This window comes from Bradyrhizobium sp. BRP22 (assembly GCF_020194175.1).
In the GTDB taxonomy this organism is placed as follows: Bacteria; Pseudomonadota; Alphaproteobacteria; order Rhizobiales; family Xanthobacteraceae; genus Bradyrhizobium.
Window position 1 is genome coordinate 283955 of record NZ_JADYVX010000003.1, and the last position, 22498, is coordinate 306452.

The window sequence follows — 22498 nt, forward strand, 5'->3', positions numbered from 1 at the left end:
AGATCATGCTCAGCACCAAACAGCCGGTCCTTCGCCGCTTCTGGTATGCGACCGTGCCGCTCGAACATCTGAACGACGGCCCCAAGCCATTCACGCTGCTGGGTGAACCAATCGTGCTGTTCCTTGACGCAGAGGGACAGCCGGCGGCGCTGGAGGACCGCTGCTGCCACCGCACAGCGAAATTGTCGAAGGGCTGGTGCAACAACGGCAACATCGTCTGCGGTTATCATGGCTGGGAATATGATCGCGACGGCAAGCTCGTGATGATCCCGCAATTCCCGTTCGAGCAGCCCGTTCCTGAGGCGAGGGCGCGGTCATTTCAGGCGCGGGCGCGATACGGCTATGTCTGGGTCGCGCTGGATGAGCCGTTGCGCGACATTCCCGACATTCCCGAGGAGGGCCGTCCGGGCTATCGCCGCATCCATCAGTTCTACGAAAGATGGAATACGGCGGCGCTGAGGTTGATGGAGAATTCCTTCGACAACGCCCATTTTGCCTTTGTGCACAAGGGCACTTTCGGCGACATCAATCAGCCAAAGCCGGAGAAATATGAAATCGTCGAGACCGATGATGGCTTCGACGCCGAGACCATCATTACCGTCCGCAATCCGCCGAATGCCTGCCGCATCAGCGGCACGACCGATCCGACCACGAAGCGGCACCAGCGCAACAAATGGTTCATGCCGTTCTGCCGGCGGCTTGACATGGAGTATCCGTCAGGCATCCGGCATATCATCTTCAACTGCGCGACGCCGATCTCCGATGGCCAGATACAGGTGGTCCAGATCCTGTTCCGCAATGATACCGAGACCGACTGCTCGACGCAGGAGTTGATCGATTGGGATGCCGCGATCATCGCCGAGGATCGCGATATGCTGGAATCGACGGATCCCGACGCCATTGTGGACATGAGCCGGAAGATCGAAATGCACATGCCGTCGGACCGGCCGGGCATGATCATGCGCAGGCGACTGCTCGAACTCTTTCGCGCGCATGGTGAAGAGGAGCAGCCCAAGGCCGAATGGGCCTAAAGCGGGCGCGCAAGGTTCAGGAAATCCACCTCGCGCATGCCATCGGCCATGGTCTCGTCATCGATGCCTTCGATGCGCACGAACCACACGCCGTACGGGTCGCGCCATTGCTGAACGACCTGCACACGATGGCCATAAAACTCGTAGAGCTTCCACATCTCAGCTTTCGTTGTCATGGTCCGCATGCTCCGTATCGCTGCATCAGGCATGATCGGAAAGCCGACGCCCGTCTTTCCGGAGGATGTCTCAGCCGATCCAGGTCTCCTGCAGATGGCGCCACACTGGGGTCGGCCGATCGGAGCGGTTGAGCAGCAACGCAGTGGAGACCCGATCGTTGGTGCCGGTGTCCTGAATCTGCCGTTCGCGATAAGTAACGAGCGCAGCCTTGTCGCTGACATGGCGCACCATCACCTCGCCGATCTCCATGATCAGCGTCGGCCGGCTGCCCCGCATGCCCGGGAGGCCGTCGGCAAACTGCTGATAGGTGACCAGCTTGCCCGCCGGGTTCACCATGTTGAAGCCTTCATCGAAGCGGTTAAGGATCGCTGCCGGATCATCGCTGCCCTCGGCACGAAACCACGCCTGTAGCAGGCGGTGCAGCGCATCGATCTCGCGGGCAGCATTATCGGCGAATGTGGTGGAAGCGGTCATGTTACCTCCGGATCGGTGAACGTGTGATGATTCTCTCTCCCCGGTGTTATGGAGAGGGGCTCGAAACGAACTCCTGATCTTATACCCGCATCAGCACGGAACGTTCGGGAATGCTCTCGGCCCAACCGGGGCTTAGCGGCGCCACGAAGACGTTCTCGGTGCGCGTGCGCGATACTTTCCAGACGCCGTCGACCTTGCGGAACCTGTTGTTGAGCCGGCTCGAGCGCAATAGCGATGAGCCGTCGCTGAAGATCCAGGGCTGGCAGTGCACCCACTGGCCGTCGGCCTGGTCGCCCTGCACGTGGATCTGTTCGGACGTCAGATAGTGCACGTTGAGCACCAGCGCAGGATCACGCTTGGCGCCCCAAAAACCCTCGAAATGCTTGCGGATCGCGGCCTTGCCGACGCTGCGGCCGAACTGGTTGTCGTAGTAGCTGCCGACGCCTTCCCAGATCGCATCCTCGGTGTAGAGGTCCATGATGCGGTTGATGCGCTCGGCATCATCGTCGACGCCGGTCTCGGGGCAGGGCGTGTCGCACAGAAACATGTAGCGCGCCTGCAAGCGGCGAATGTCGGCTTCCGCGCGCAATGCATCGATCTCTTTTTCGAGCGCGTCGAGCCGTGCCGAAAGGTCTTCGAGGTTCATTGGAGACGATCTCCTTTGCTCAGGCGGGCCTGCAGATGATGGTAGGTGCGGTTGAAATAGATCAGCGCTTCGGGATCCGGCGCCATGGCAAGGTCAACCACTTCGCAGAAGAACACGCTGTGGGTGCCGATCTCCTCAGTGCGCACGATGCGGCAGTCGAGGTTGACAGACGCGTCGGTCAGCACGGGCGCGCCGGTCGCGAGCACGCGCCATGAGCCCGCGGCAAAGCGCGCGGCCACGCCGAGCCCATGAGTGCCGAAAGCGCCGGAGAGGTCGCGATGCCGGCCGCTCAGCACGTTGACGCACAGCACGCCGTTGCTGGCAAGGCTAGCATGCGCGCTTGCCGTGCGGTTGACGCAGACCAAGAGCGTCGGTGGCGCATCGGTGACGCTGCAGACGGCAGAGGCCGTCAGCCCGTGGCGACCGGCAGGTCCGTCGGTCGTGATCACGTTGACGGCCGCGCCGAGCCGGCTCATCGCGTCGCGGTAATCGCCTTTGCCGATGGTGGTTGTCATCGAGGGTCTCCGGCTAGAGATCGAGCACGAGCGTCGGCGTCTTCGCGCGCGAGCAGCATGGCAGGATCTGGTCGTTCGCCGCCTTCTCCTCGTCGGTCAGATAATGGTCGCGGTGATCGGGAATGCCCTCGATCACCGTGCATAGGCAGGTGCCGCAAATGCCCTGCTCGCAGGATACCTCGATCTTGACGCCAACGTCCGCCAGCGCCTGCACGATGGTGACACCCGCCGGCACTGTCACGGTCCGTCCCGATTGTGCCAGTGTCACCTCGAAGCCGTCGCCCGCAATGTCCACTTCGGCTTCGAAATATTCACGATGGATCTGCGTCTCGGTATAACCCAGTCGGCGTGCCTCGCCGATCACCCATTCCATGAAGCCGGCCGGGCCGCAGATATAGAGATGCGTGCCGGGCGCGGGCTTCGGCAGATCCCGCGCCGGGTCGAAGCGCTGCGCCGGGTCATCGTCGTCGAAATGCAGATGGGTCGCGTCGCGCAGCGGTTCCTTCTCGAGCTCCTCAAGGAATGCCGCTTTGCTGCGCGAGCGCGCACAGTAGTGCAGGGTGAATGCCTTGCCGTTGCCGACGCAGTGATGGGCCATGGCGAGCAGGGGCGTGATGCCGATGCCGCCGCCGATCAGCAGGGTCTGACGCGCTTCCGGCGCCAGCGGGAATTGATTGCGCGGCAGCCCGATCCGGAGCCTGTCCCCGGTGTGCACGGAACGATGCACTGCCGCGGAGCCGCCGCGGGAACCGTCGGCGAGCAGAATCCCGAGCTGATAGCGCGAGCGGTCCGACGGGTTGCTGCACAGCGAATATTGCCTGATGAGACCATCGCCGAGATGGACATCGACATGTGCGCCCGGCTCGAAATCCGGAAGCGTCGTGCCCGCCTCCGCCACCAGTTCGAGCACGATGATCCCGTCCGCCGGCTCGCTGCGCCGCGCGACGAGAACTTCCACGGTTGCCTCGCTCACCATCGCGCGCCCTCGCTGCCTTTCACCTCTCCCGCTTGCGGATGCGACTCGATCCAACTTCATCGCAAATACAGTCCGCCGTTGACGTCCCATGTCGCGCCATTCGCAAAGGCCGCCGCGGGCGACGCCAGTTGCAGCACGAGCTGTCCGATGAAAGCGGGATCGCCGATCTCGCCGACGGGGATCGTCGCCTTCAAGGCTGCGAGCCGTTCCGGCGTCAGTGTGCGATGGACCATCGGCGTATCCATCGGCCCCGGCGCGATCGCGTTCACCGTCACGCCGGAAGGGCCGAGATCGCGCGCGAACACTTTTGTCAGCGTGACGATGCCGCCCTTGGAGGCTGCATAATGCGCGCCGGTCGCGGTGCCGCCGTTCTGGCCGGCGAGCGAAGCCATGTTGATGATGCGGCCGTGGCCGCGGTCACGGAAATAAGCGCCGAACACCTGGCAGCCCAGGAATGTGCCGCGCAGGTTGACCGCGATCACCGCGTCGAACTCGTCCGGCGAGATCTCCATCACCGGCCTCGCCACGGTCACCGCTGCATTGTTGACCAGCGCATGCACGGTTCCCCAGCGCTGGACCGCGGCATCAAGTGTCGCCGCGAACTGCGCCTTCTCGCGCACGTCCAATCGCTGCGCGATCGCACTTGCGCCGGAAGCATCGAGCGCGGTAGTGACACGCTGCGCGGCCGTCTCGTCGATGTCGGCGACCATGACGCGATAGCCGCCGCCATGCAGCGCCTTCGCGATCGCCTCACCGAGGCCGTTGCCGGCGCCGGTGACGACCGCAATGCGGCTCTGTTCGGTAGCGCCACTCACAGGATGTACCCGATGCCGGTGAGAGCTTCCGTCGAGTTGATCAGCCGCACCACCTTCTGCGCGATCTTCAGCTTCTCGTCATCGCGCACCAGGCGGAATTCGACATCGGCGGTGTAGTTGCGCTCGCGGCCGCGGCGGAATTCGGTGAGGATCTGGGCGCAGCGCAGGTCGCAACCGTCAGCATCGGACTTCAGAAGCCGGAAGCGCGACTGGATGCGGATGGTGCGCGGGACCGGGGAGGCGGAGATCGAGAGGCCGCTGCGCAATCGCGATACGCGCTTCTCGCGCATCGTGTGGTCGTCATAGGCGTAGTTCAGCGAATTCTCGAAATCGGTCGCGCCGGGCTCGATTGGTACAACGTAGTGCGCATCCGCGGTCCACAGCGTCAGCCATTCATCATATTGCGCGCTGTCGAGCAGGTCGGCCTCATACCAGGTGAAGGCCATTGCCTCGTCGAGCGTGATCGGTTGGGTCGTCATCAATTTCTCCTGATCACACAGCCATCATCCGCGCCCATTGCGCGTAGGCGGCGCGCATGCCGGTCTCGGCCGAGACGTCGCTGCGGCGATGGCCCTCCGCCGTCGCGCTCTCTGTGGCGAGGCCGCGGTTGAGCATCACCCAGAGTTCATGATCGCCTTGGGCGCCGTGCTGCACGCGGTCCCAGACTTCGGCGTCGTCGGGGCTGCCGAAGCCCATCGGGCCCTGGAAGAATTCGTGCAGCCGCATGCGGGCGCGGTTGCCGGCTGCGGGACCACCCTTCATGCCGATCGCGATGTGGCGGATCTCGGTTTCCTCGACCGAGATCGGCTGCAGCACGCGGAAGAACGCCATCGAGCAGGCGACGTTGGGGAACAGGTTCAGATTGAAGCCGGAGCCGCCGACCGCGCGCACGATCCGCCGCACCTCGATGTCACCGTGATCCTTGGCGAGCTCGGCTGCGAGGTCCTTGAATTTCTCCGGAATCGGCGCGTCGAGATTGTCCTCGAGGTCGATCAGTTCGGGGATCATCACCATCACGCTGTGGCCGTTGCCGAGATCTTCGACGAAGCCGCCCTTGTTCAGCATGTCGAGGCTGGCCTGCGTCTCCTTGTCGGTCGCGGTCAGGAACGACTTGTGCACCAGCGGGAAGTGATAGGCGTCGGTGGTGTTCTCGAGCTGGATCTTCCAGTTGCCGGGGAAACGGAACTTGTGCTCGCCGAGTGTGGTGACGGGATAGCCGGCACCCTGTTTCATGAACAGGTCGATCCACTTCTTCGCCGGCCCCAGGAAATCGACGAGCGGCTCGATGTCCTTGCGGAAGGTCGCGAAGATCATGCCGTGATACTCCTCGACCCGAAGCGAGCGCAGCGGGAACTGGCTCTTGTCGAGCGAGCCCTCGTAGCCCTTCTCGTAGGGCACGCCGCGCAAGCTGCCGTCGAGCGCGTAGCTCCAGCCATGATAGGGACAGACGAAACTGTTGGTCCTGCCGTTGCTCACCTCGCAGACGGTCGCGGCGCGATGGCGGCACCGATTGACGTGGACATGCACGGCGCCCTTGCGATCGCGCACGATGATGACGGGATGCAGGCCGACCTGTCCGGTCTTGAAGTCGCCGGGGTTCGGGATCTCGCTCCCATGCGCGACCCAGACCCAAGTGTTTTCAAAGATTTTGCGCATCTCGGCGGAGAAGATCTCCGGATCGGTGTAGAGCGTGGTCCTGGCGCGGTCGGGCTGGATCAGTGGACGAATGTCGGGATCGGCTTGCGCGGTCAGGGTCATCGGAGAGAGTCCTTGTTGCGGCGGGTCACGGGCAATGGCGGCTGTGCGTTATGGGAAACCGGGCTGTGCCGGCAGGCCGAGCAGGATTCGGCCGGCGCTTTGCATCGTGCCTTCGCTGAGGAAGGCGTGCTGGGCGACCACGAGGCTGTCGCACATCGCGCGCGCAAGATTGTGCGTCGTGTAGATCGAGGTAGTGCCGGCGAGGCCGCAGGCGATGCGCGCCACCTCTGCACCGCAGCGGGCGGCGTTGGTGGCCGCAAGCCGCATCAGCGTCATCGTCTTTTGCGTCGGCGCGCCTGCGAGCACTTCGCTCCACAGCGCGTCGGTTGCGTCATAGAAGAAGCTGCGCGCCGAACGCAGCATCGCCTCGGCTCGTGCAACTTCGAGCTGGACATAGCCGCGATCGGCCATCACGGGCGCGCCGGTGATCGAGGCGCGGCTGCCGGCCATCGCGATCACGTCGTCCAGCGCCGAACGCGCCACGCCGATGCCGACGATCGCCAGCACCTGCGCTGCGAAACAAAGCGAGGGATAGCGGTAGATCGGCGCATCGAGGCTCGCCGGACCACCGCGGATCAGGGTCCATTCTTCCGGCACCACCACGTCCTTGACGATGATGTCGTGGCTGCCGGTGCCTTCCAGGCCGATCACGTCCCAGTTGGGACGGATCGTCACCTTATCCGCGGGCATCACGGCGACGCGCGGCAGGCCGCCGGTGGAGTCATTCTCCACCATGATGCCGGCGCCGATCAGTTCCGCGCCGCTGGCGCCGCTGCAGAATTTCCAGACGCCGTTGAGCACGAAGCCATCCGCGCTGCGCGTGGCCGGCTGCAGCGGGAACAGGCCGCCGGCGAACACCACGTCCGGCCCTTTGGCGTAGACCTTGCGCAACGTCGGCTCCGGCAGGGCGGCGAGATAGCAGGCGGCGCTGCCGAAGCTTGCGACCCAGCCTGCCGATCCGTCAGCCTCCGAGATCGTTTCGATCAGGCGGCAGAACTCCGCCGGCGTGCGCTCCTCGCCGCCGAAGCGCTTCGCCACCATCGCGCGATAGACGCCGAGCCGCTTGAAGCCCTCGATGATGTCGGCCGGAATCTTTTGCGCTGCAACGAATTCGGATCGCCGAGCGCGGATGTCGGCGAGCAGCGCCGGCAGGCTGTCATGCCGGCTGTCCGGCGCAGGAGCGGTGGAGCCGCTGTCGCGGGCGACTGTCTTCAGCGGAGGGGTCATCTGTCTTCTCTCCGTTTATTGGCCGGGCGAAGTCACCCCGGCGCACGTTGATGAAAGCAGAATTACTGGAATATTCCAGCGAAAAATCTAGCATCTCTGCACAAAGATCGCCCATTGTGCGCCGCGTAAAGCGGCGTTCGGCCGTATTCGTCGCCAGACGAATGACTGGCGCATGGACCGGTTCAATCATCAAAGCTCTCGCATTCGACGATTCTTTATCTTAATGGAGTGGTGTCGGCGCCGGTCACGTGTCGGCGAACGGTATTGACCCGGGAAGGACATGCGGAAGAGCGACTTGGACAAGATCAAGCTCCACGTAAAGAGCGAGGATAGCCGCTTCGTCGTCAGCCGCTCGCCATTCTACCAGACAGTTCGCATGCTTGCGCGCTATTATGCGCGCATGAACACGGTCCTGAAACCGATCGGCATCGACGTCGCGCGCTGGCGGGTATTGAGCCTCTTGGTCGAGCGGGAACCGATCACGGTGTCCGAGATCGCCGAGGAATGCGTGGTCCACATTTCGACAATGGCCAAGACCATCACGCGGATGGCCGGCGAGGGGCTGGTCACGGTGCGCACCTCCAGCGCTGACGCGCGCTCCACCGAGGTCTTGATCACGGCGGAAGGCCGCGCGCTGATCGATCGCACGCGCGAGAAGGTCAATTACGTGTTCAAGGAAGCGCTGCGCGGCCTGTCCAAGACCGAGATTCAGTTGCTCAATTCGCTGTCGGCGCGCATCTTCGAGAACCTTTCGCCGTAACTTACGGGCGTCGCAGCGGCGTCACTATTGACTGCGAAACATGCAGATTGCCGCGATAAGGGGCGGCTTTCGCCGAAGTTAATTGCTTGACTATTCCAGTGAAGTCGCGAGTAATTTGCATGTTACTTGATAGCGCCGATCGTGCGGCCGCAGATGATGCGACGCTGACTGCGGGCGCGACATTCGCGAAAGAACCAGCAAGAGGGGATTGTCATGCTCAGATTGATTGCCACGGCAGCCTTGCTGGCTGCGACCGCGAGTGCCCCGGCCAACGCCCAGGTCAAGATCGGCGTGATCGCTTCCTCGACCGGCCCGATCTCCGTGGTCGGCATCCAGCAGAAGAACACCGCGGCGCTGCTGCCGAAGCAGATCGGCGATCTCGCCGTCGAATACATCTACATGGACGACAACAGCGATCCGACGCAGTCGACCAAGAACGTGCAGAAGATGCTGATCGAGGACAAGGTCGACGCCATCATCGGTCCCTCCGGCTCACCGAACGCGGTGGCCGTGCTGCCGTTCATCGCGGATTCCAAGACGCCGATGCTGGCGCCGGTTGGCACCACCGCGGTGGTGCTTCCGATGGACGACAAGAAGCGCTGGGTGTTCAAGACCACGCAGAACGACAATCTTGTGATGGAAGCGATCGTCGCGCACATGAAGAAGAATGGCGTCAGCACGGTCGCCTTCATCGGCACCAGCGATCCGCTCGGCGACAATTTCGCTGCATCCTTCAAGGCGGCCGCAGCACCGGCCGGCCTCAAGATCGTGCAGGAGGAGCGCTTCGCGCGCACCGACACGTCAGTGACCGGCCAGATCCTCAAGATCGGCGCCGCTTCCCCCGATGCCGTGCTGATCGGCACCGCCGGCGCTTCCACCGTGCTGCCGGAAGTGACGTTGGTCGACCAGGGTTTCAAGGGCAAGATCTATCAGACCCACGGCGCGGCGACGCCGGAATTCCTGAAGGTCGGCGGCAAAAAGGTCGAGGGCACCTTCCTCGCCGCAAGCCCGATGCTGGTGATCTCGGAGATCGGCGACGACGTGCCGTCGCAGAAGGTCGCGCGCGCCTATATCGACGCCTACAAGAAGCTCTACAATGTCGAGCCCGGCACCTTCGGCGCCAACATCTATGACGCCGGTCTCCTGCTCGAGCGGACCATCCCGCTGGCGGCCAAGCAGGCCAAGCCCGGCACGCCGGAGTTCCGCGCGGCGCTGCGCGACTCGCTTGAAGGCGTGAAAGAGCTGGTCGGTGCGCAGGGCGTCTACAACATGACGCCGCAGGACCACAGCGGCTTCGATGGCCGCAGCATCGTCATGATCGCAGTGAAGAACGGCAACTGGTCGCTGGTGAAGTGAGAGCTCGTCTGCCGCCGCACGGTCGGGGCGAAGCCCGGCGCGCGCGGACGGTAGGCAGGCGCATGCCGCGGCATCCGGAGCAAACCTCGTGAACGCGTTCGTCGCGCTCTATCTCGCGCAGGACGGCATCGCGAACGGGCTCGTCTATGGCCTGCTCGCAATGTCGATCGTGCTGCTGTTCAGCGTCACCCGCATCATCTTCATCCCGCAAGGCGAGTTCGTCTCCTTCAGCGCGCTGACGTTCACGATGCTGCAGGATGGCCGGACGCCCGGCACGATCGGCTTTTTGCTCGCGCTACTCGTCCTCCACCTCGCGGTCGATCTCCTCAGCGGCTACCGCGGCACGCGCTTGGTGCCGTTGTTGCGCGCCTCGCTCAGCCGGGTAGCGATCCCGCTGATCGTTGTCATCCTCGCCTTCATCGGATCGAAATACGAACTGCCGCTGCTGGCGCGCGCGGTGATCGCGATCGCAGTCGTCAGCGGGATCGGGCCGTTGCTTTATCGCCTCGTCTATCAGCCGATCGCCGGCGCTTCCGTACTGGTCTTGATGATCGTCTCGGTCGCGCTGCACTTCGTGATGGTCGGCTTCGGCCTGTATATGTTCGGGCCGAGCGGCCAGCGTTCGGCGCCGCTGGTCGATGGCGCAGTCAGGATCATGAACGTGCCGGTCAGCGGCCAGACCTTCCTGATCCTCGCCGTCACGCTGCTGACCATCGCTGCGCTGTATTACGCCTCGCAGCGCACGCTCTACGGCAAGGCGATGCGCGCGGTCGCCATCAACCGCTCCGGCGCGCGGCTGATGGGCATCTCGACCGAACTCGCCGGCCGCATTTCCTTTCTGGTTGCGGCCGCGATCGGCGCGGTCTGCGGCGTCCTGATCGCGCCGACAACGACTATTCTCTATGATACCGGCTTCCTACTCGGCCTGAAGGGCTTTGTTGCTGCCATTCTCGGCGGTCTCGTCAGTTTCCCGCTATCCGCCGTCGGCGCCATCCTGATTGGCTTGCTTGAGAGCTACTCCGCCTTCGTCGCGAGCACCTATAAGGAAGTCATCGTCTTCAGCCTGGTGATCCCGATCCTCCTGTTCCGCTCGCTGCGGATGACGCGGCACGAGAAGGAAGAGGCCGCCGAGGATGCGCACGCCAAGACCTTCGACGACTTCGATCCGCGCGAGTTGCGGCGCAAGCAGCAGATCAAGAAGTTGATCGAAATCGGCTTCGTCCTCGCCGCCATCGCCGCGCCTTTCCTGCTGTCCGACTATGACATCGCGCTGCTCGACTATGTCGGGCTGGCCGCGATCGTCGGCCTCGGGCTGGTGCTGCTCACGGGCGTCGCCGGCCTGACCTCGTTCTCGCAGGCCGCCTATGTCGGCATCGGCGCCTATGTCACGGGCTATCTCACCTCGGTGCACGGCGTCTCGCCCTGGCTGACATTGTTCGCCGTGCTCATCGTCGCCTTCCTGCTGGCGCTGTTGAATTCGCTGGTGACGGTCCGGCTCTCAGGTCACTATCTGCCGCTTGCGACGCTCGCGATCGCGATCATCGCCTATTATCTGTTCGGCAGCCTGCCCGGCCTCGGCGGACAGGCGGGGATGACCGATATCCCGGCGATCTCGATCGCTGGCTACCAGGTGCGCGATCCCAAATCCTTCTATGTCGGCATCTGGGGCGCGCTGCTGCTGTCGATGCTCGGGCTACGCAACCTTCTGGATTCGCGCCCAGGTCGCGCGATCCGCTCGCTGCGCTACAGCACGATCATGGCCGAGAGCGTCGGCGTCAATACGCATAGTTTCAAGATCGCGAGCTTCGTGATCGCCTGCCTGGCGGCGGCGCTGGCCGGCTGGCTCTACGCGCATTTCCAGCGCTTCCTCAATCCATCGCCGTTCTCGTTCGGCCAGGGCATCGAGTATCTATTCATGGTGGTGATCGGCGGCGCGGCCAGCATCGCTGGCGCGGTGACGGGTGCGGCCATCGTGGTCCTGAGCAATCAATGGCTGCAGTCGCATCTGCCATCGCTGATCGGCATCGAGGGTGATTTCGAGATCGTGGTATTCGGCGTCGCGGCGGTGGCGATGCTGCAGTTCCTGCCCGAAGGCATCTGGCCGGCCTTGATGCGGCTATTGCGTCTCGATGTTCCCGCCGCGCGCGTCGCGGTGGAAGCCAAGCCGCTGCCGGAACGCGAGAAGCCGCCGCGCGGCCGGGCCATCCTCTCGGTCTGCAACGTCCACAAGCTGTTCGGCGCGGTAGCGGCCAACCGCGACATCAGCCTCGATGTCTCCGCCGGCGAGATCCTCGCTTTGATCGGTCCGAACGGCGCCGGCAAGAGCACCTTGTTCGACGTCATCAGCGGCGTGCAGCCGCCAACGTCGGGCTCGGTCAACTTCCTTGGCAATGAGAGCCGCTATTCGACCCGCGCGCTCTCGCTCGGCGGTATGGGCCGCACCTTCCAGCACGTCCGCATCATCCCCGACATGACGGTCCTCGAGAACGTCGCGCTCGGTGCGCACGCACGCAGCACGTCGAGCCTCCTCGCCGCAAGCCTCCGGCTCGACCGCGCCGAAGAGGCGCGGCTGATCGCTGAGGCGCAGCGGCAGCTTGCGCGCGTCGGGCTTGGCGCGCTCGCCGATCGCAGCGCCGGCAGCCTCGCGCTCGGGCAGCAGCGCGTGCTCGAGATTGCCCGCGCGCTCTGCACCGATCCGTGCCTACTGCTGCTCGATGAACCTGCCGCGGGCCTCCGTCACCTCGAAAAGCAGGCGCTGGCGGAGCTCCTGCTGCAGCTCAAGGCAGAAGGCATGGCGATTATGATCGTCGAGCACGATATGGATTTCGTGATGAATCTCGCCGACCGCGTCGTCGTGATGCAGTTCGGCGAGAAGCTCGCCGAGGGATTGCCGAAGGATATCCAGGCCAATCCAAAGGTGATCGACGCCTATCTCGGGGGCGCGGAATGAACCTCGTACCCGACAGGGACGTCCTGCTGGCGGCTGACGACATCAATATCGGCTACGGCCGGGTGGAAGTCGTCCGCAACGTCAGCCTTTCCATCCGCCGCGGCCAGATCGTCTCCATCATCGGACCGAACGGCGCCGGCAAGACCACGCTGTTGAGCGGGCTGATGGGCCAGCTTCCGGTGCGCGGCCGGCTCAGCTTCTTCGGCGAGACCGCAACCGAGCAGCCGAGCGTCGAGGCGCTGGTGGAGCGCGGCGTGACGCTGATCCCGGAGACACGCGAATTGTTCGGCGCGATGAGCGTCGAGGACAATCTCCTGCTCGGCGCCTTCATGCGCTATCGCCGCGGCGACAAGACCTATCCCGGAACATTGGCCGAGGTCTACGCATTGCTGCCGCGCCTCAAGGAGCGCCGCATGCAGCTTGCCAGCACATTGTCCGGCGGCGAGCGCCAGATGCTGGCGATGGGGCGTGCAATGATGTCGAAGCCGCAGCTTCTGATGCTGGACGAGCCGAGCCTTGGGCTTGCGCCGTTGATCACGCGCGACATCCTGAAGTCGGTCGCCGAGCTGCGCGACCGCGGCGTGTCGTGCCTGCTGGTGGAGCAGAACGCGCGCGCCGCGCTGCGCATCGCCGACTACGCCTATGTGATGGAATCCGGCGCGATCGTTCTCGAGGGGCCGGCAGCCGAAGTCGCACGGAACGCCAACGTGATCAACGCCTATCTCGGCGTGCGGTCCGCGGCTTCGTGATTGGAAGTGTGAGGTTCGAAACAGAGAGGGCGCTAGTCATGCAGGCTGTTGAAACGCTGGAACTGTCGCAGGAGAACGAGCTCAGGTCCGAGCTCGCATTATGCTATCGGCTGGTCGACTTCTTCGGCTGGACCGAGATGATCTTCAATCATATCTCGGTGCGGCTGCCAGGCGGGCGCAGCTATCTCGTCAATCCCTTCGGTCTCAACTACAACGAGGTCACCCCCGACAATCTGCTCACCGTCGATGTCTCCGGCCATCTCATCGGCAAGTCCAACTACAAGCCGAACCCGGCGGGCTTTGCGTTGCACGGCGCGATCCATTCGGCGCGGCCGGACATGCATTGCGTGATCCACGCCCACACCACGCCGATGTCCGCGGTCGCGCAGAAGGAAGCCGGCCTCAGTCATGACAATTTTTACGGTGCGCAGCTCGCCGGCCGTGTCGGCTATCACGCCTTTGAGGGCATCACGCTGTTCGACGACGAGCGCGAGCGGATGCTCAAGAGCTTGGGCGACGGCGACGTCCTGATCCTGCGCAATCACGGCGTGGCCGTCGGCGCGCCGGATATTCCGCGCGCCTTCATGCTGCTCTGGACCGTGCAGCGCGCCTGCGAGATCCAATGCCAGGCCGGCATGATCCCGGGCCCCGACACGGCGCTGTCGCAAGCGGTGCGAGACCAGTGCGTCACCAATTCGAAAAACCTGATCGAGCAGGCCGAGTTCGCCCGCCTGTTCTTCGACGCCGCCGTCCGCCGCATGATCGCGGCAAGTGGCAAGCCGTTTTGAGATTGGCTGCGGATTAGTCGAGCGAATTCAGTGCGGCTCAAGATCGGCATTGTCGGCGCAGGTGCTATTGGAACTGCCCTAGCGGGCAGTCTCACGCTGGCGGGCCAGCCGGTCACGGTAGTCGCGCGCGGCGCACGGCGAGATGTCATCCTCAGGCATGGTCTGCGCTGGCGCGAGAATGACGAGGTCCGTACCGTCGTTCCGAAAATCGGGGAGATGCACGAGCTCGCCGATCGTGATGTCGTCATCATTGCGACCAAGGCGACGGCACTGCCCGATCTATTGCCGCAGGTCACCTCAGTTCTCGCGCCGATGGCGCGGGTGATGCCTGCAGTCAACGGCCTCCCCTGGTGGTATTTCCAGAATGAGGGATCATTGTCAGCGACGATGCTGCCAATCCATCCCGGCGCGCACCTGCAGGCCCTGTTGCCCGCAGATCGGGTGATCGGATGCGTTGTCTACAGCCGTGCGTCAATGCGCGAGGACAGTGAGGTCGAGATCTTTGGCCGACAGAGGCTCAAGATCGGATCGATTAGCGCTGCGCCTCAACCCGAAGCGCTTGCAGCGCAACTGGCTGAGGCGGGCATCGCCGTCAGTCTTGAGGAGAACATCCGCCGCGAGGTCTGGCGCAAGATGGTGCGCAATGCCTCCACGAACCTCGTGTCGGGTCTGACCGGTGCCACACTCGAGCAAATCGGGCAGGACTCGGAGCTCCTCGAGGTTACCTGTGCCATCGCCCAGGAGGTGGTCAGTCTGTCCCACCGTGTCGGCTGCCCGGCTGAAGTCGACATGGCGGAGTTCATCGATGAAATCAGGCGAGCCGGTCCGTTCGCGACATCGATGTTGCAAGACATCAGAGCCGGGCGCGAGCCGGAACTCGACGCGCTCGCGGCGGTTCCGCTTGAAGTGGCGAAGTTTATCAATTGCGAAATGCCCACGTTGCGTCACATCGCTGCGCTCTTGCAAGCGCAGCTTCGCAATGAACGTCATCGCTGCGGATCGCCGAGCTATAGCGCGCCCTCCTGATACAGTCGCGACTAATCTGTTACTCGCTTACTTTCCCGCGGCTTCCTACGGGTGTCGGACAGACCGGCCGCGAACGTCTGCGTCGCCGCAATCAGCGCCTCGATCGCCCGCGACGACCGGGCCTTGTTGGGTTTCGCCAACTCCTGCAGGAGCAACCCGTCGATGCCGGCCAGCATGAAACGTGCGACATTGGCACATCCAGCGGCATCGAGCTCGCCGGTTCGCGCGGCGACGCCTTGCAGGAGGTCCTGATAGACCTTGACGTAGGCGTCATACTGGTAGGCGGCGAGCCCGGCCGCATCGTCACGCCGCAGCGCATACAAGGTGAGCTCATACTGCACGATCTGCAGATCGAGGGTCCGCGTGAGGAAGCGCCAGCCGGCGCGCAAGGATTCGCGGATACAACCTGCGACATCTGCACTGTCGCCGGCTTCTTCGCGCAACGCCGCGGTCGTTTCGTCGATCAGATGTTCGAGGACAGCCAGCAGGAGCGCGCTTTTGCTTTCGAAGTGATAGTGCAGTGTGGCGAGGCGAACGCCGGCACCGGCCGCGATGTCCCGCGTCGTTGTCGCGGTGACGCCTCCGGTCTGCAGCGCGTGCAAGGCCCCCTCGATGATCTGGCGTCGCGTTCGTTCGCCCTTGGCGCCAGTCTGCTCACGTCCTGCAGTTGTCATTGCTCTCTCGCTCTCTCCGCATGCGCGCAAGGCATGTCGTTTCCGTGCCGCAGAAATTTGCATGTTGCACAAAATTGGTCATTTGACCAAATTTATCCCTCTATCTAAGCTGAGCGAATGAGCGCGGTGCCCCCGGAGGGAACCAAGATCGGAGGAACGAAGAATGTCCATTGCAGCCGCTCGAAATAACGACACGCTAACTCGTCACGTCGTCTACCCGTTCGCAAACGCCAACTTCCTCGCCGAGAACCCGCCAATCTGCATCGAGGGCGGTGACGGTGTCTATGTCTCGGACGGCCAGGGCGGCCGCTATCTCGACGGACAGGCGGGGCTTTGGAATGTCAATGTCGGACATGGCCGTCGTGAGATCAAACAGGCGATCATCGAGCAACTCGATCGGCTGAGCTTCTATTCAACCTTCGGCAACACCACAAACAGCCCGTCAGTAGCACTGGCGGACGAGCTCTGCCGGCTCGCCGAGCCGGAAGGCATGGTTCGCGCGTTCTTCTCGTCCGGCGGCTCGGAAGCGAACGAAGCCGCGATCAAGCTCGCCAAGCAATACTGGCGGCTCGCCGGCGAACCGCTGCGTCCCAAGATCATCTCGCTGCGTGGCGCCTATCATGGCGTGACGCTGGGCGCGCTTTCGGCCGGCGGCGTGAATGTCTACAAGGAACAGTTCACGCCGCTGCTGCCGGGATTCTTCCAGGTCGAGGCGCCGCACGTCTATCGCAACCCGTTCACGTCGGATCCGGAGGCGCTTGGCCATCTCTGCGCCGAGTTACTCGAGCGTGAGATCATCTACCAGGGGCCGGGCAGCGTTGCGGCCTTCATGGCCGAGCCGGTGCAGGGTGCCGGTGGAGTGATCGTGCCGCCGGCGAACTTCTGGCCGCTGGTGCGCGAGGTCTGCGACCGGCACAATGTGCTGCTGATCGCAGACGAGGTCGTCACCGGCTTCGGCCGTTCCGGCAGCATGTTCGGCAGCCGCGCCTGGGCCGTCAAGCCTGACATCATGGTCTTCGCCAAAGGGATCAACAGCGGCTATGTCCCGCTCGGTGCCACGCTGATCAATGCGAAGGTGGCGGCGGCGTTCCAGTCGGACGACAAGTCGCAGTTCACGCCGCGCGCGTTCATGCACGGCAACACCTATGCCGGCCATCCTCTTGCCTGCGCCGCCGCGCTCGCGAATCTGCGCATCGTCGAGGAGGAAGAGCTTCCCGCCAACGCCGGCAGGGTGGGCGGCTATCTGCTGGCGCGACTGAAGGACATCCAGAAGCGTCATCCCAATATGGGAGACGTGCGGGGCAAGGGGCTGATGGTCGGAATCGAACTGGTTGCAGATCCCGAGACCAAGCGGCCGTTCGATCTCGCGGAGAACTTCGGCGCGCGAATCTGGGACCGTTGCGTCGCAAAGGGCATCCTGATCCGCAATCTCGCCGATACGTTCATCATCTCACCGCCGCTGACCTTCACGACGGAACACGCCGACAAGATCGCGGATACCTTTGATGAGGCGATCAGCGCGGTCGAATAGATTGGCACAAGGTCGGCGCGCTCTTTAAAGGGGATTGCTCGCATGGCTACCGGGTTCGTCTGCCATGAACTTTACATGTGGCATAACACCGGCAATTGGGCACAGGTGTTTCCCCCCGGATTGACGATCCAGCCCGGTACGCATGCGGAGAATCCGGAGACCAAGCGTCGTTTCCGCAATCTGGTCGAGGTGAGCGGCCTGCTCGATCATCTTGTGCAGATCAAGCCGCGTCCGGCAACGATTTCAGAAGTCGCCCGCGTCCACACCGCTGATCATATCGCCCATATCAGGCGACTCAGCGACGCCGGCGGCGGCGACGCCAGCGAACTGACGCCGCTCGGCGCTGGCAGCTACGAGATTGCGCTGCTGGCGGCTGGCGGCGCCATCGCCGCGGCCGAAGCGGTGGCATCGGGCGCAGTCGAGACCGCCTATGCGCTGATCCGGCCGCCGGGACATCACGCCCGGCCGGAGCTCGGCATGGGCTTCTGCCTGTTTTCCAACGCAGCAATCGCGATCCGCCATCTCCAGGCGGCCGGTCACGTCTCGCGCATCGCCATTGTCGACTGGGACGTCCATCACGGCAACGGTACCCAGGCGGTGTTCTACGAGGACCCCAGCGTGCTGACGATCTCGCTGCATCAGGACAATCTGTTTCCGCCGAACTCCGGCTCACTTGACGAGAACGGCGCGGGTGCTGGCGAAGGCTACAACGTCAATATCCCGCTGCCGCCAGGATCAGGCATTGGCGCCTATCGCGCGGCATTTGAACGCGTCGTGCTCCCCGCACTCGATCGCTTTCGGCCGGACATGATCGTGGTGGCGTCCGGCTTCGATGCGTCGGGTGTCGACCCGCTCGGCCGCATGATGCTGTCGTCGGCCGCCTATCGCGAGATGACACGCATGCTGCTCGCAGCCGCCAGGTCGCTGTGCGGCGGCCGCATCCTGATGACGCATGAAGGCGGTTATTCGGAGATGTATGCCCCCTATTGCGGGCTTGCCGTTCTCGAGGAGCTCTCCGGCATCAAGACACATATCGCGGACCCGTGGAAACCGCTGATGGCAGGGTGGGGCGGCAACGAACTGCAGCCGCATCAGGCCGCAGTGGTCGATGCGGCGGCAAAGCTCGTAGCCAGGCTCCCTGCTGTGGGTTGAGTTGGCGATGCGGTTCGCGGATCGCGTTTAACGGATGCCATGGCATGGTTCCTGCAACGACCGCCGCCATGCATCGCTCGCTTTCCACGGCGCCGGATTGTCCGCGCCATACACGAGGGGACAGACGATCATGCTTGACCGACGTTCACTTCTCGGCGGCGTTGCCGCTGGCGCAGGCTCAATCGCACTGCTGGCGAGCCTGAACCATGGTGCCCGCGCTGCGGGCAGCCCGATCAAGGTTGGCTCGGCGCTGCCGATGTCCGGCTTCGCCGCCGCTGACGGCATCGAGTTCAAGAATGGCCTCATGCTTGCAGCGGAGGAGATCAACGCCGCCGGAGGCATTCTCGGACGTCCGATCCAGATCGAGGTCGAAGATACCAAGGAGATGGGCGCCGATATCGTGACGCAAGCGATGCAGCGCCTGATCGATCGCCACTCGGCAACCGCGATTATCAACGGATACAACGTCGGCACCAACATGGTTGAGATGGATGTCGCCGCCGACAACGACGTCATCTTCGTGCATTACAACACGCTGATCTCGCACAACACCAAGTTTCTCAGCGACCCTCAGCGCTACTATTCCTGCTTCCAGGGCGACCCGCCCGAGTTCTATTATGGTCCGGGCTTCCTGCTGTTCCTGAAGTCGCTGATCGACACCAAGCAGTGGTCGCCGCCGAACAGGAAGATCGCGATCATCCCATCGGCGAACGAATATTCGATCGTGATCGCCAACGCGATTCGCGACCGGGTCAAGGAGTTCGGCTTCGAGCTTGGGCTCTACGAGACCGTCCCGTTTCCGACCAATCAATGGGGGCCGACCCTCGCCAAGCTGCGTCAGGACCCTCCGGCCGCGATCGCGGTGACGCATTTCCTGCCGCAGGATCTGGCGCAATTCATGGTCCAGTTCCTGCCGGAGCCAACGCAAAGCCTCGTCTATATGCAATATGGTCCCTCGCTTCCGGCATTCCGCGAGATCGGCAAGGAAGCGATCAACGGGGTGATCTATTCGACCGTGATCGGCTGCCTGCCCGATGACTTCTCCGCCAGCTATCGCAAGACCTACCGCGAGAAGTTCGGCGCCAACGCCGCCTTCATCACGGGATCGCAGACCTATGATGGGCTCTGGCACTACGCGCTGTCGGCGGCGATCGCCGGCGGCGCGGGAGAATCCGGCAACAAGGAGCAGACCCGCAAGGTGTCGGAAGCGATGAAGCGGCTGATCTATCGCGGCGTCAACGGCATCTACCACGCCGATCCCAAAGGCCAGTCCGCCTTCTGCTATCCGACCCAGGTCAAGGATCCTTCGCTCGGCATGGCGCATCAGTTCCTGCAGCATCAGGACTACCGCACCGATCCGAAGTTGATCGCGCCCTCGCTCTACGCGACCGACGCGATGAAGCTGCCACCCTGGATCAAGGCGTGAGAGGCCGACGAGGTGAGCTCTTCCGGCCAGGCGAATGATCCGCTACTCGTCTGCGAGGGCGTGACCAAGACCTTTGGGTCGCTCCGTGCGGTGGACGGTCTCTCATTGACCGTTCATCCCGGCGAGGTGGTCGGTCTCGGTGGGCCGAACGGCGCCGGCAAGACGACGTTCTTCGACGTCGTCACCGCCGTCACCTCCATCAGCGCCGGCCGCATCCTGTTTGCAAGCCGCGATATCACCGGACTCGCGGCGCATGAAGTATGCCGCGCCGGTATTGCCCGCACCTTTCAGCTCAACGCGGCGTTCGACAGCCTGTCGGTCCAGGAGAACATCGAGGTTGCCGCCCATTTCGGCTACGCCGACCGCCGCTTCCCCGGCTTTGCGATCGGCGGCGCCGCCCGGCAGCGCGCCGCAGCAGCGCTCGATCTCGTCGGCCTCGCCGGTCGGGACCGCGTCGCACGCGACCTGCCCGTATTGGACCGCAAACTGCTGATGATCGCAGGCGCGGTTGCGACTTCGCCGCAGTTGCTGCTGCTCGACGAGCCAGTCGGCGGGCTTAGCCCGTCGGAAGTCGACCGTATTGCCAACGTGGTGAAACGGTTGTCGGCAGCGGGGATCGCGATCCTGCTGATCGAGCACGTCATGCGCTTCCTGCTCTCTCTGTCGACGCGCGTCGTGATCATGCACCATGGCAAATCGATCTTCGAGGGCGCGCCCTCGGCGGTGGCCGACGACCAGACCGTGGTGGAGACCTATCTCGGCAAGGCCGCGACCAGCCGGCTCAAGGCCTATTTCGTCAAGCAGCCGGAGATGAGCACTCATGGCTGAACCGATCGGCTCCTCCTGCCTGGCCGTCAACGGGCTCGTGACCGGCTACGACGCCCGCAACGTCCTCACCGGCGTATCGCTGTCGCTGAATTCAGGCGAGCTTGTCACTGTCGTCGGCCCGAATGGGCATGGCAAGACGACGTTGCTACGCGCAATCTCGGGCCTGCTTCCGGTCCGCAAAGGATCGGTGTCGCTGAATGGTCGCGCGATATCAGGCCTGCCGGCGCATCGCGTCGCGGCCAATGGCGTGATCCATGTGCCGCAGGGTGATCTGTTGTTCGCCGGCATGAGCGTGCTCGAGAATCTCCTGATGGGCGCCTATCTCGATTCCGACCAGGTGGCGGTGGCTCGGCGTCTCGATGAAGTGTTCAGTCTGCTGCCAAAGCTGGCCGAACGGCGGACGCAGATCGCGGCGAGCCTTTCCGGCGGCGAACGGCGGATGGTCGGCATCGGCCGCGGCCTGATGATGAAGGGCTCCGTGATGCTGATCGACGAGCCGTCACTGGGCCTCGCGCCGATCGTCATCGAGCAAATCTACGACGTGATCGCGCGGCTGAAGGCCAGCGGCCGCACGATCTTGCTGGTCGAAGAAAATCCCGCCCGCGTCGCCGATATCGCCGATCGCATTCATCTGCTCGACAACGGCGCCTTCGTCTGGTCAGGCGAACCTGCCGTCCTGCTCCAGCGCGACGAACTCCTCGCAACCTATCTCGGAGGCTGACGACGTGGACATCATAGGACCCGTGCTGGTCTCCGGGATGACCACCGGCGCATTGTATGCGCTGGCGACCCTTGGCCTTTCGCTGGTCTGGGGATCTCTCGGTATGCTCAACATGGCGCATGGCACGCTGCTGACACTGGGCGGCTACGCCGCTTTCACGGCTGCGAGCCAGCTCGGCTGGCCCGTTCCGGTCGCGGTGCTCGCTGCCGCCGCAGTCGGAGGCCTGATCGGTGCGCTGATCTTCATGCTGGTTGCCTATCCGCTGTCGCGCCGCAACCCCGAGACGTTCGAAACGACCATCATGATCGCGACCTTCGGCGTCGCGCTGACGTTGGAGAATATCGTGCTGCGGCTCTATGGCGGCCAGCCGCTGGGGCAACCGCTCACGGTTGGAGGCTCGATCAGCCTCGGCCGCTTTGTGCTGCCCTGGCAAAACCTCGTCATCATCATCGCCGCTATCGCGCTGATGGCCGCAACCGCCCTGTTTCTCGCTCGGACCAAGGCCGGCCGGGCCATTCGCGCCACGGCGCAGAACCCGGATGCCGCGAAGCTGCTGGGCGTGCCGGTCGCGCGTGTCTACCTGCAGGTCCTGATCCTGTCCGGAATGCTCGCCGGCGTCTGCGGTGTGCTGGTATCGTCGATCACCCAGCTCTCGCCCTCGCTCGGCGCAGATCCGATGCTGAAGGCCTTCATCATGTGCGTGGTGGCCGGGCTCGGCAATCTGCCCGGCGCGATTATCACCTCCTTCGCTCTCGCCCTCGTCGAAGCTCTGGTCCAGTTCCTGGCCGGCGCCCGATGGGGTTTCCCTGCCTTGCTCGCCATCGTCATCCTGGTGCTCATTCGCCGGCCCGGCGGACTGTTCGGCCGGGTCGAAATGCGGCGTCTGTGAGGTCAATGTGAAACGCCAGGATTTCGCTC

General features: G+C 63.8%; 23 protein-coding genes. 13 read left to right on the forward strand and 10 right to left on the reverse strand.

Translation table 11 applies throughout. The annotated features are described in order from the left end of the window. Positions 1–5 precede the first annotated feature (5 nt). Complete coding sequence (locus I6F35_RS05905) at positions 6–1031, forward strand: aromatic ring-hydroxylating dioxygenase subunit alpha (RefSeq protein WP_225116715.1); 1026 nt, start codon at positions 6–8, stop codon at positions 1029–1031. Here I6F35_RS05905 and I6F35_RS05910 read toward each other — a convergent pair. From I6F35_RS05910 to I6F35_RS05950, 9 genes are all read right to left on the reverse strand, one after another. Then, complete coding sequence (locus I6F35_RS05910) at positions 1028–1207, reverse strand: hypothetical protein (RefSeq protein ID WP_225116716.1); 180 nt, start codon at positions 1205–1207, stop codon at positions 1028–1030. The genes I6F35_RS05905 and I6F35_RS05910 overlap by 4 nt on opposite strands. Before the next feature lie 70 nt (positions 1208–1277). Next, on the reverse strand, positions 1278–1682 hold the full coding sequence (locus I6F35_RS05915; protein ID WP_225116717.1) for a DUF4440 domain-containing protein: 405 nt from the start codon (positions 1680–1682) through the stop codon (positions 1278–1280). Between the two features lie 79 nt (positions 1683–1761). Further along, the gene (locus tag I6F35_RS05920; protein ID WP_028161443.1) at positions 1762–2328 is read right to left on the reverse strand and encodes a nuclear transport factor 2 family protein; all 567 of its coding nucleotides are present in this window, start codon (positions 2326–2328) and stop codon (positions 1762–1764) included. Continuing rightward, positions 2325–2843, reverse strand: a complete 519-nt coding sequence (locus I6F35_RS05925; RefSeq protein ID WP_225116718.1) for a flavin reductase — start codon at positions 2841–2843, stop codon at positions 2325–2327. The genes I6F35_RS05920 and I6F35_RS05925 overlap by 4 nt, the downstream gene beginning before the upstream one ends. Positions 2844–2856: 13 nt before the next feature. Next, the gene (locus I6F35_RS05930; protein WP_225116719.1) at positions 2857–3801 is read right to left on the reverse strand and encodes a PDR/VanB family oxidoreductase; all 945 of its coding nucleotides are present in this window, start codon (positions 3799–3801) and stop codon (positions 2857–2859) included. A gap of 74 nt (positions 3802–3875) precedes the next feature. Next, complete coding sequence (locus I6F35_RS05935) at positions 3876–4634, reverse strand: SDR family NAD(P)-dependent oxidoreductase (protein WP_225116720.1); 759 nt, start codon at positions 4632–4634, stop codon at positions 3876–3878. After that, the gene (locus tag I6F35_RS05940; protein ID WP_028161447.1) at positions 4631–5113 is read right to left on the reverse strand and encodes an aromatic-ring-hydroxylating dioxygenase subunit beta; all 483 of its coding nucleotides are present in this window, start codon (positions 5111–5113) and stop codon (positions 4631–4633) included. The genes I6F35_RS05935 and I6F35_RS05940 overlap by 4 nt, the downstream gene beginning before the upstream one ends. 13 nt (positions 5114–5126) lie before the next feature. Further along, positions 5127–6392, reverse strand: a complete 1266-nt coding sequence (locus I6F35_RS05945) for an aromatic ring-hydroxylating dioxygenase subunit alpha (RefSeq protein WP_225116721.1) — start codon at positions 6390–6392, stop codon at positions 5127–5129. A 48-nt stretch (positions 6393–6440) separates the two neighbouring features. After that, on the reverse strand, positions 6441–7619 hold the full coding sequence (locus tag I6F35_RS05950) for an acyl-CoA dehydrogenase family protein (protein ID WP_225116722.1): 1179 nt from the start codon (positions 7617–7619) through the stop codon (positions 6441–6443). A 295-nt stretch (positions 7620–7914) separates the two neighbouring features. Here I6F35_RS05950 and I6F35_RS05955 point away from each other — a divergent pair, with 295 nt between their 5' ends. From I6F35_RS05955 to I6F35_RS05985, 6 genes are all read left to right on the forward strand, one after another. Continuing rightward, positions 7915–8379 (forward strand): MarR family transcriptional regulator, encoded by a 465-nt coding sequence (locus I6F35_RS05955; protein WP_196237189.1) that lies wholly within the window; start codon positions 7915–7917, stop codon positions 8377–8379. Positions 8380–8592: 213 nt separating this feature from the next. Next, entirely contained in the window at positions 8593–9735 is a 1143-nt protein-coding gene (locus I6F35_RS05960; protein ID WP_225116723.1) for an ABC transporter substrate-binding protein, read from the forward strand. Positions 9736–9823: 88 nt separating this feature from the next. After that, positions 9824–12685 carry a branched-chain amino acid ABC transporter permease/ATP-binding protein gene (locus I6F35_RS40435; protein WP_346283139.1) on the forward strand — a complete coding sequence of 954 codons (2862 nt, stop codon included), beginning with the start codon at positions 9824–9826 and terminating at the stop codon, positions 12683–12685. Then, positions 12682–13434, forward strand: a complete 753-nt coding sequence (locus I6F35_RS05975; protein ID WP_225116724.1) for an ABC transporter ATP-binding protein — start codon at positions 12682–12684, stop codon at positions 13432–13434. Before I6F35_RS40435 ends, I6F35_RS05975 begins: the two co-directional genes overlap by 4 nt. Before the next feature lie 38 nt (positions 13435–13472). Beyond that, positions 13473–14222, forward strand: a complete 750-nt coding sequence (locus tag I6F35_RS05980) for a class II aldolase/adducin family protein (RefSeq protein WP_225116725.1) — start codon at positions 13473–13475, stop codon at positions 14220–14222. Between the two features lie 30 nt (positions 14223–14252). Next, positions 14253–15248, forward strand: coding sequence for a 2-dehydropantoate 2-reductase (locus I6F35_RS05985; RefSeq protein ID WP_225116726.1), 996 nt, complete (start codon positions 14253–14255; stop codon positions 15246–15248). Between the two features lie 11 nt (positions 15249–15259). Here I6F35_RS05985 and I6F35_RS05990 read toward each other — a convergent pair whose 3' ends face one another. Further along, the gene (locus I6F35_RS05990) at positions 15260–15922 is read right to left on the reverse strand and encodes a TetR/AcrR family transcriptional regulator (RefSeq protein WP_225116727.1); all 663 of its coding nucleotides are present in this window, start codon (positions 15920–15922) and stop codon (positions 15260–15262) included. A 163-nt stretch (positions 15923–16085) separates the two neighbouring features. On the opposite strand from I6F35_RS05990, the gene I6F35_RS05995 reads away from it, so the two are divergent. From I6F35_RS05995 to I6F35_RS06020, 6 genes are all read left to right on the forward strand, one after another. Then, on the forward strand, positions 16086–17453 hold the full coding sequence (locus tag I6F35_RS05995; protein ID WP_225116728.1) for an aminotransferase class III-fold pyridoxal phosphate-dependent enzyme: 1368 nt from the start codon (positions 16086–16088) through the stop codon (positions 17451–17453). Positions 17454–17495: 42 nt separating this feature from the next. Next, complete coding sequence (locus I6F35_RS06000) at positions 17496–18605, forward strand: class II histone deacetylase (protein WP_225116729.1); 1110 nt, start codon at positions 17496–17498, stop codon at positions 18603–18605. A 130-nt stretch (positions 18606–18735) separates the two neighbouring features. Continuing rightward, positions 18736–20031: an ABC transporter substrate-binding protein gene (locus tag I6F35_RS06005; protein WP_225116730.1), complete on the forward strand. Its 1296-nt coding sequence runs from the start codon at positions 18736–18738 to the stop codon at positions 20029–20031. A gap of 12 nt (positions 20032–20043) precedes the next feature. After that, entirely contained in the window at positions 20044–20859 is an 816-nt protein-coding gene (locus I6F35_RS06010) for an ABC transporter ATP-binding protein (protein ID WP_225116731.1), read from the forward strand. Next, a complete protein-coding gene (locus I6F35_RS06015; protein ID WP_225116732.1) occupies positions 20852–21580 on the forward strand; it encodes an ABC transporter ATP-binding protein in 729 nt (242 codons plus the stop codon). Before I6F35_RS06010 ends, I6F35_RS06015 begins: the two co-directional genes overlap by 8 nt. Before the next feature lie 4 nt (positions 21581–21584). After that, the gene (locus I6F35_RS06020) at positions 21585–22469 is read left to right on the forward strand and encodes a branched-chain amino acid ABC transporter permease (protein WP_225116733.1); all 885 of its coding nucleotides are present in this window, start codon (positions 21585–21587) and stop codon (positions 22467–22469) included. Positions 22470–22498: the final 29 nt, after the last annotated feature.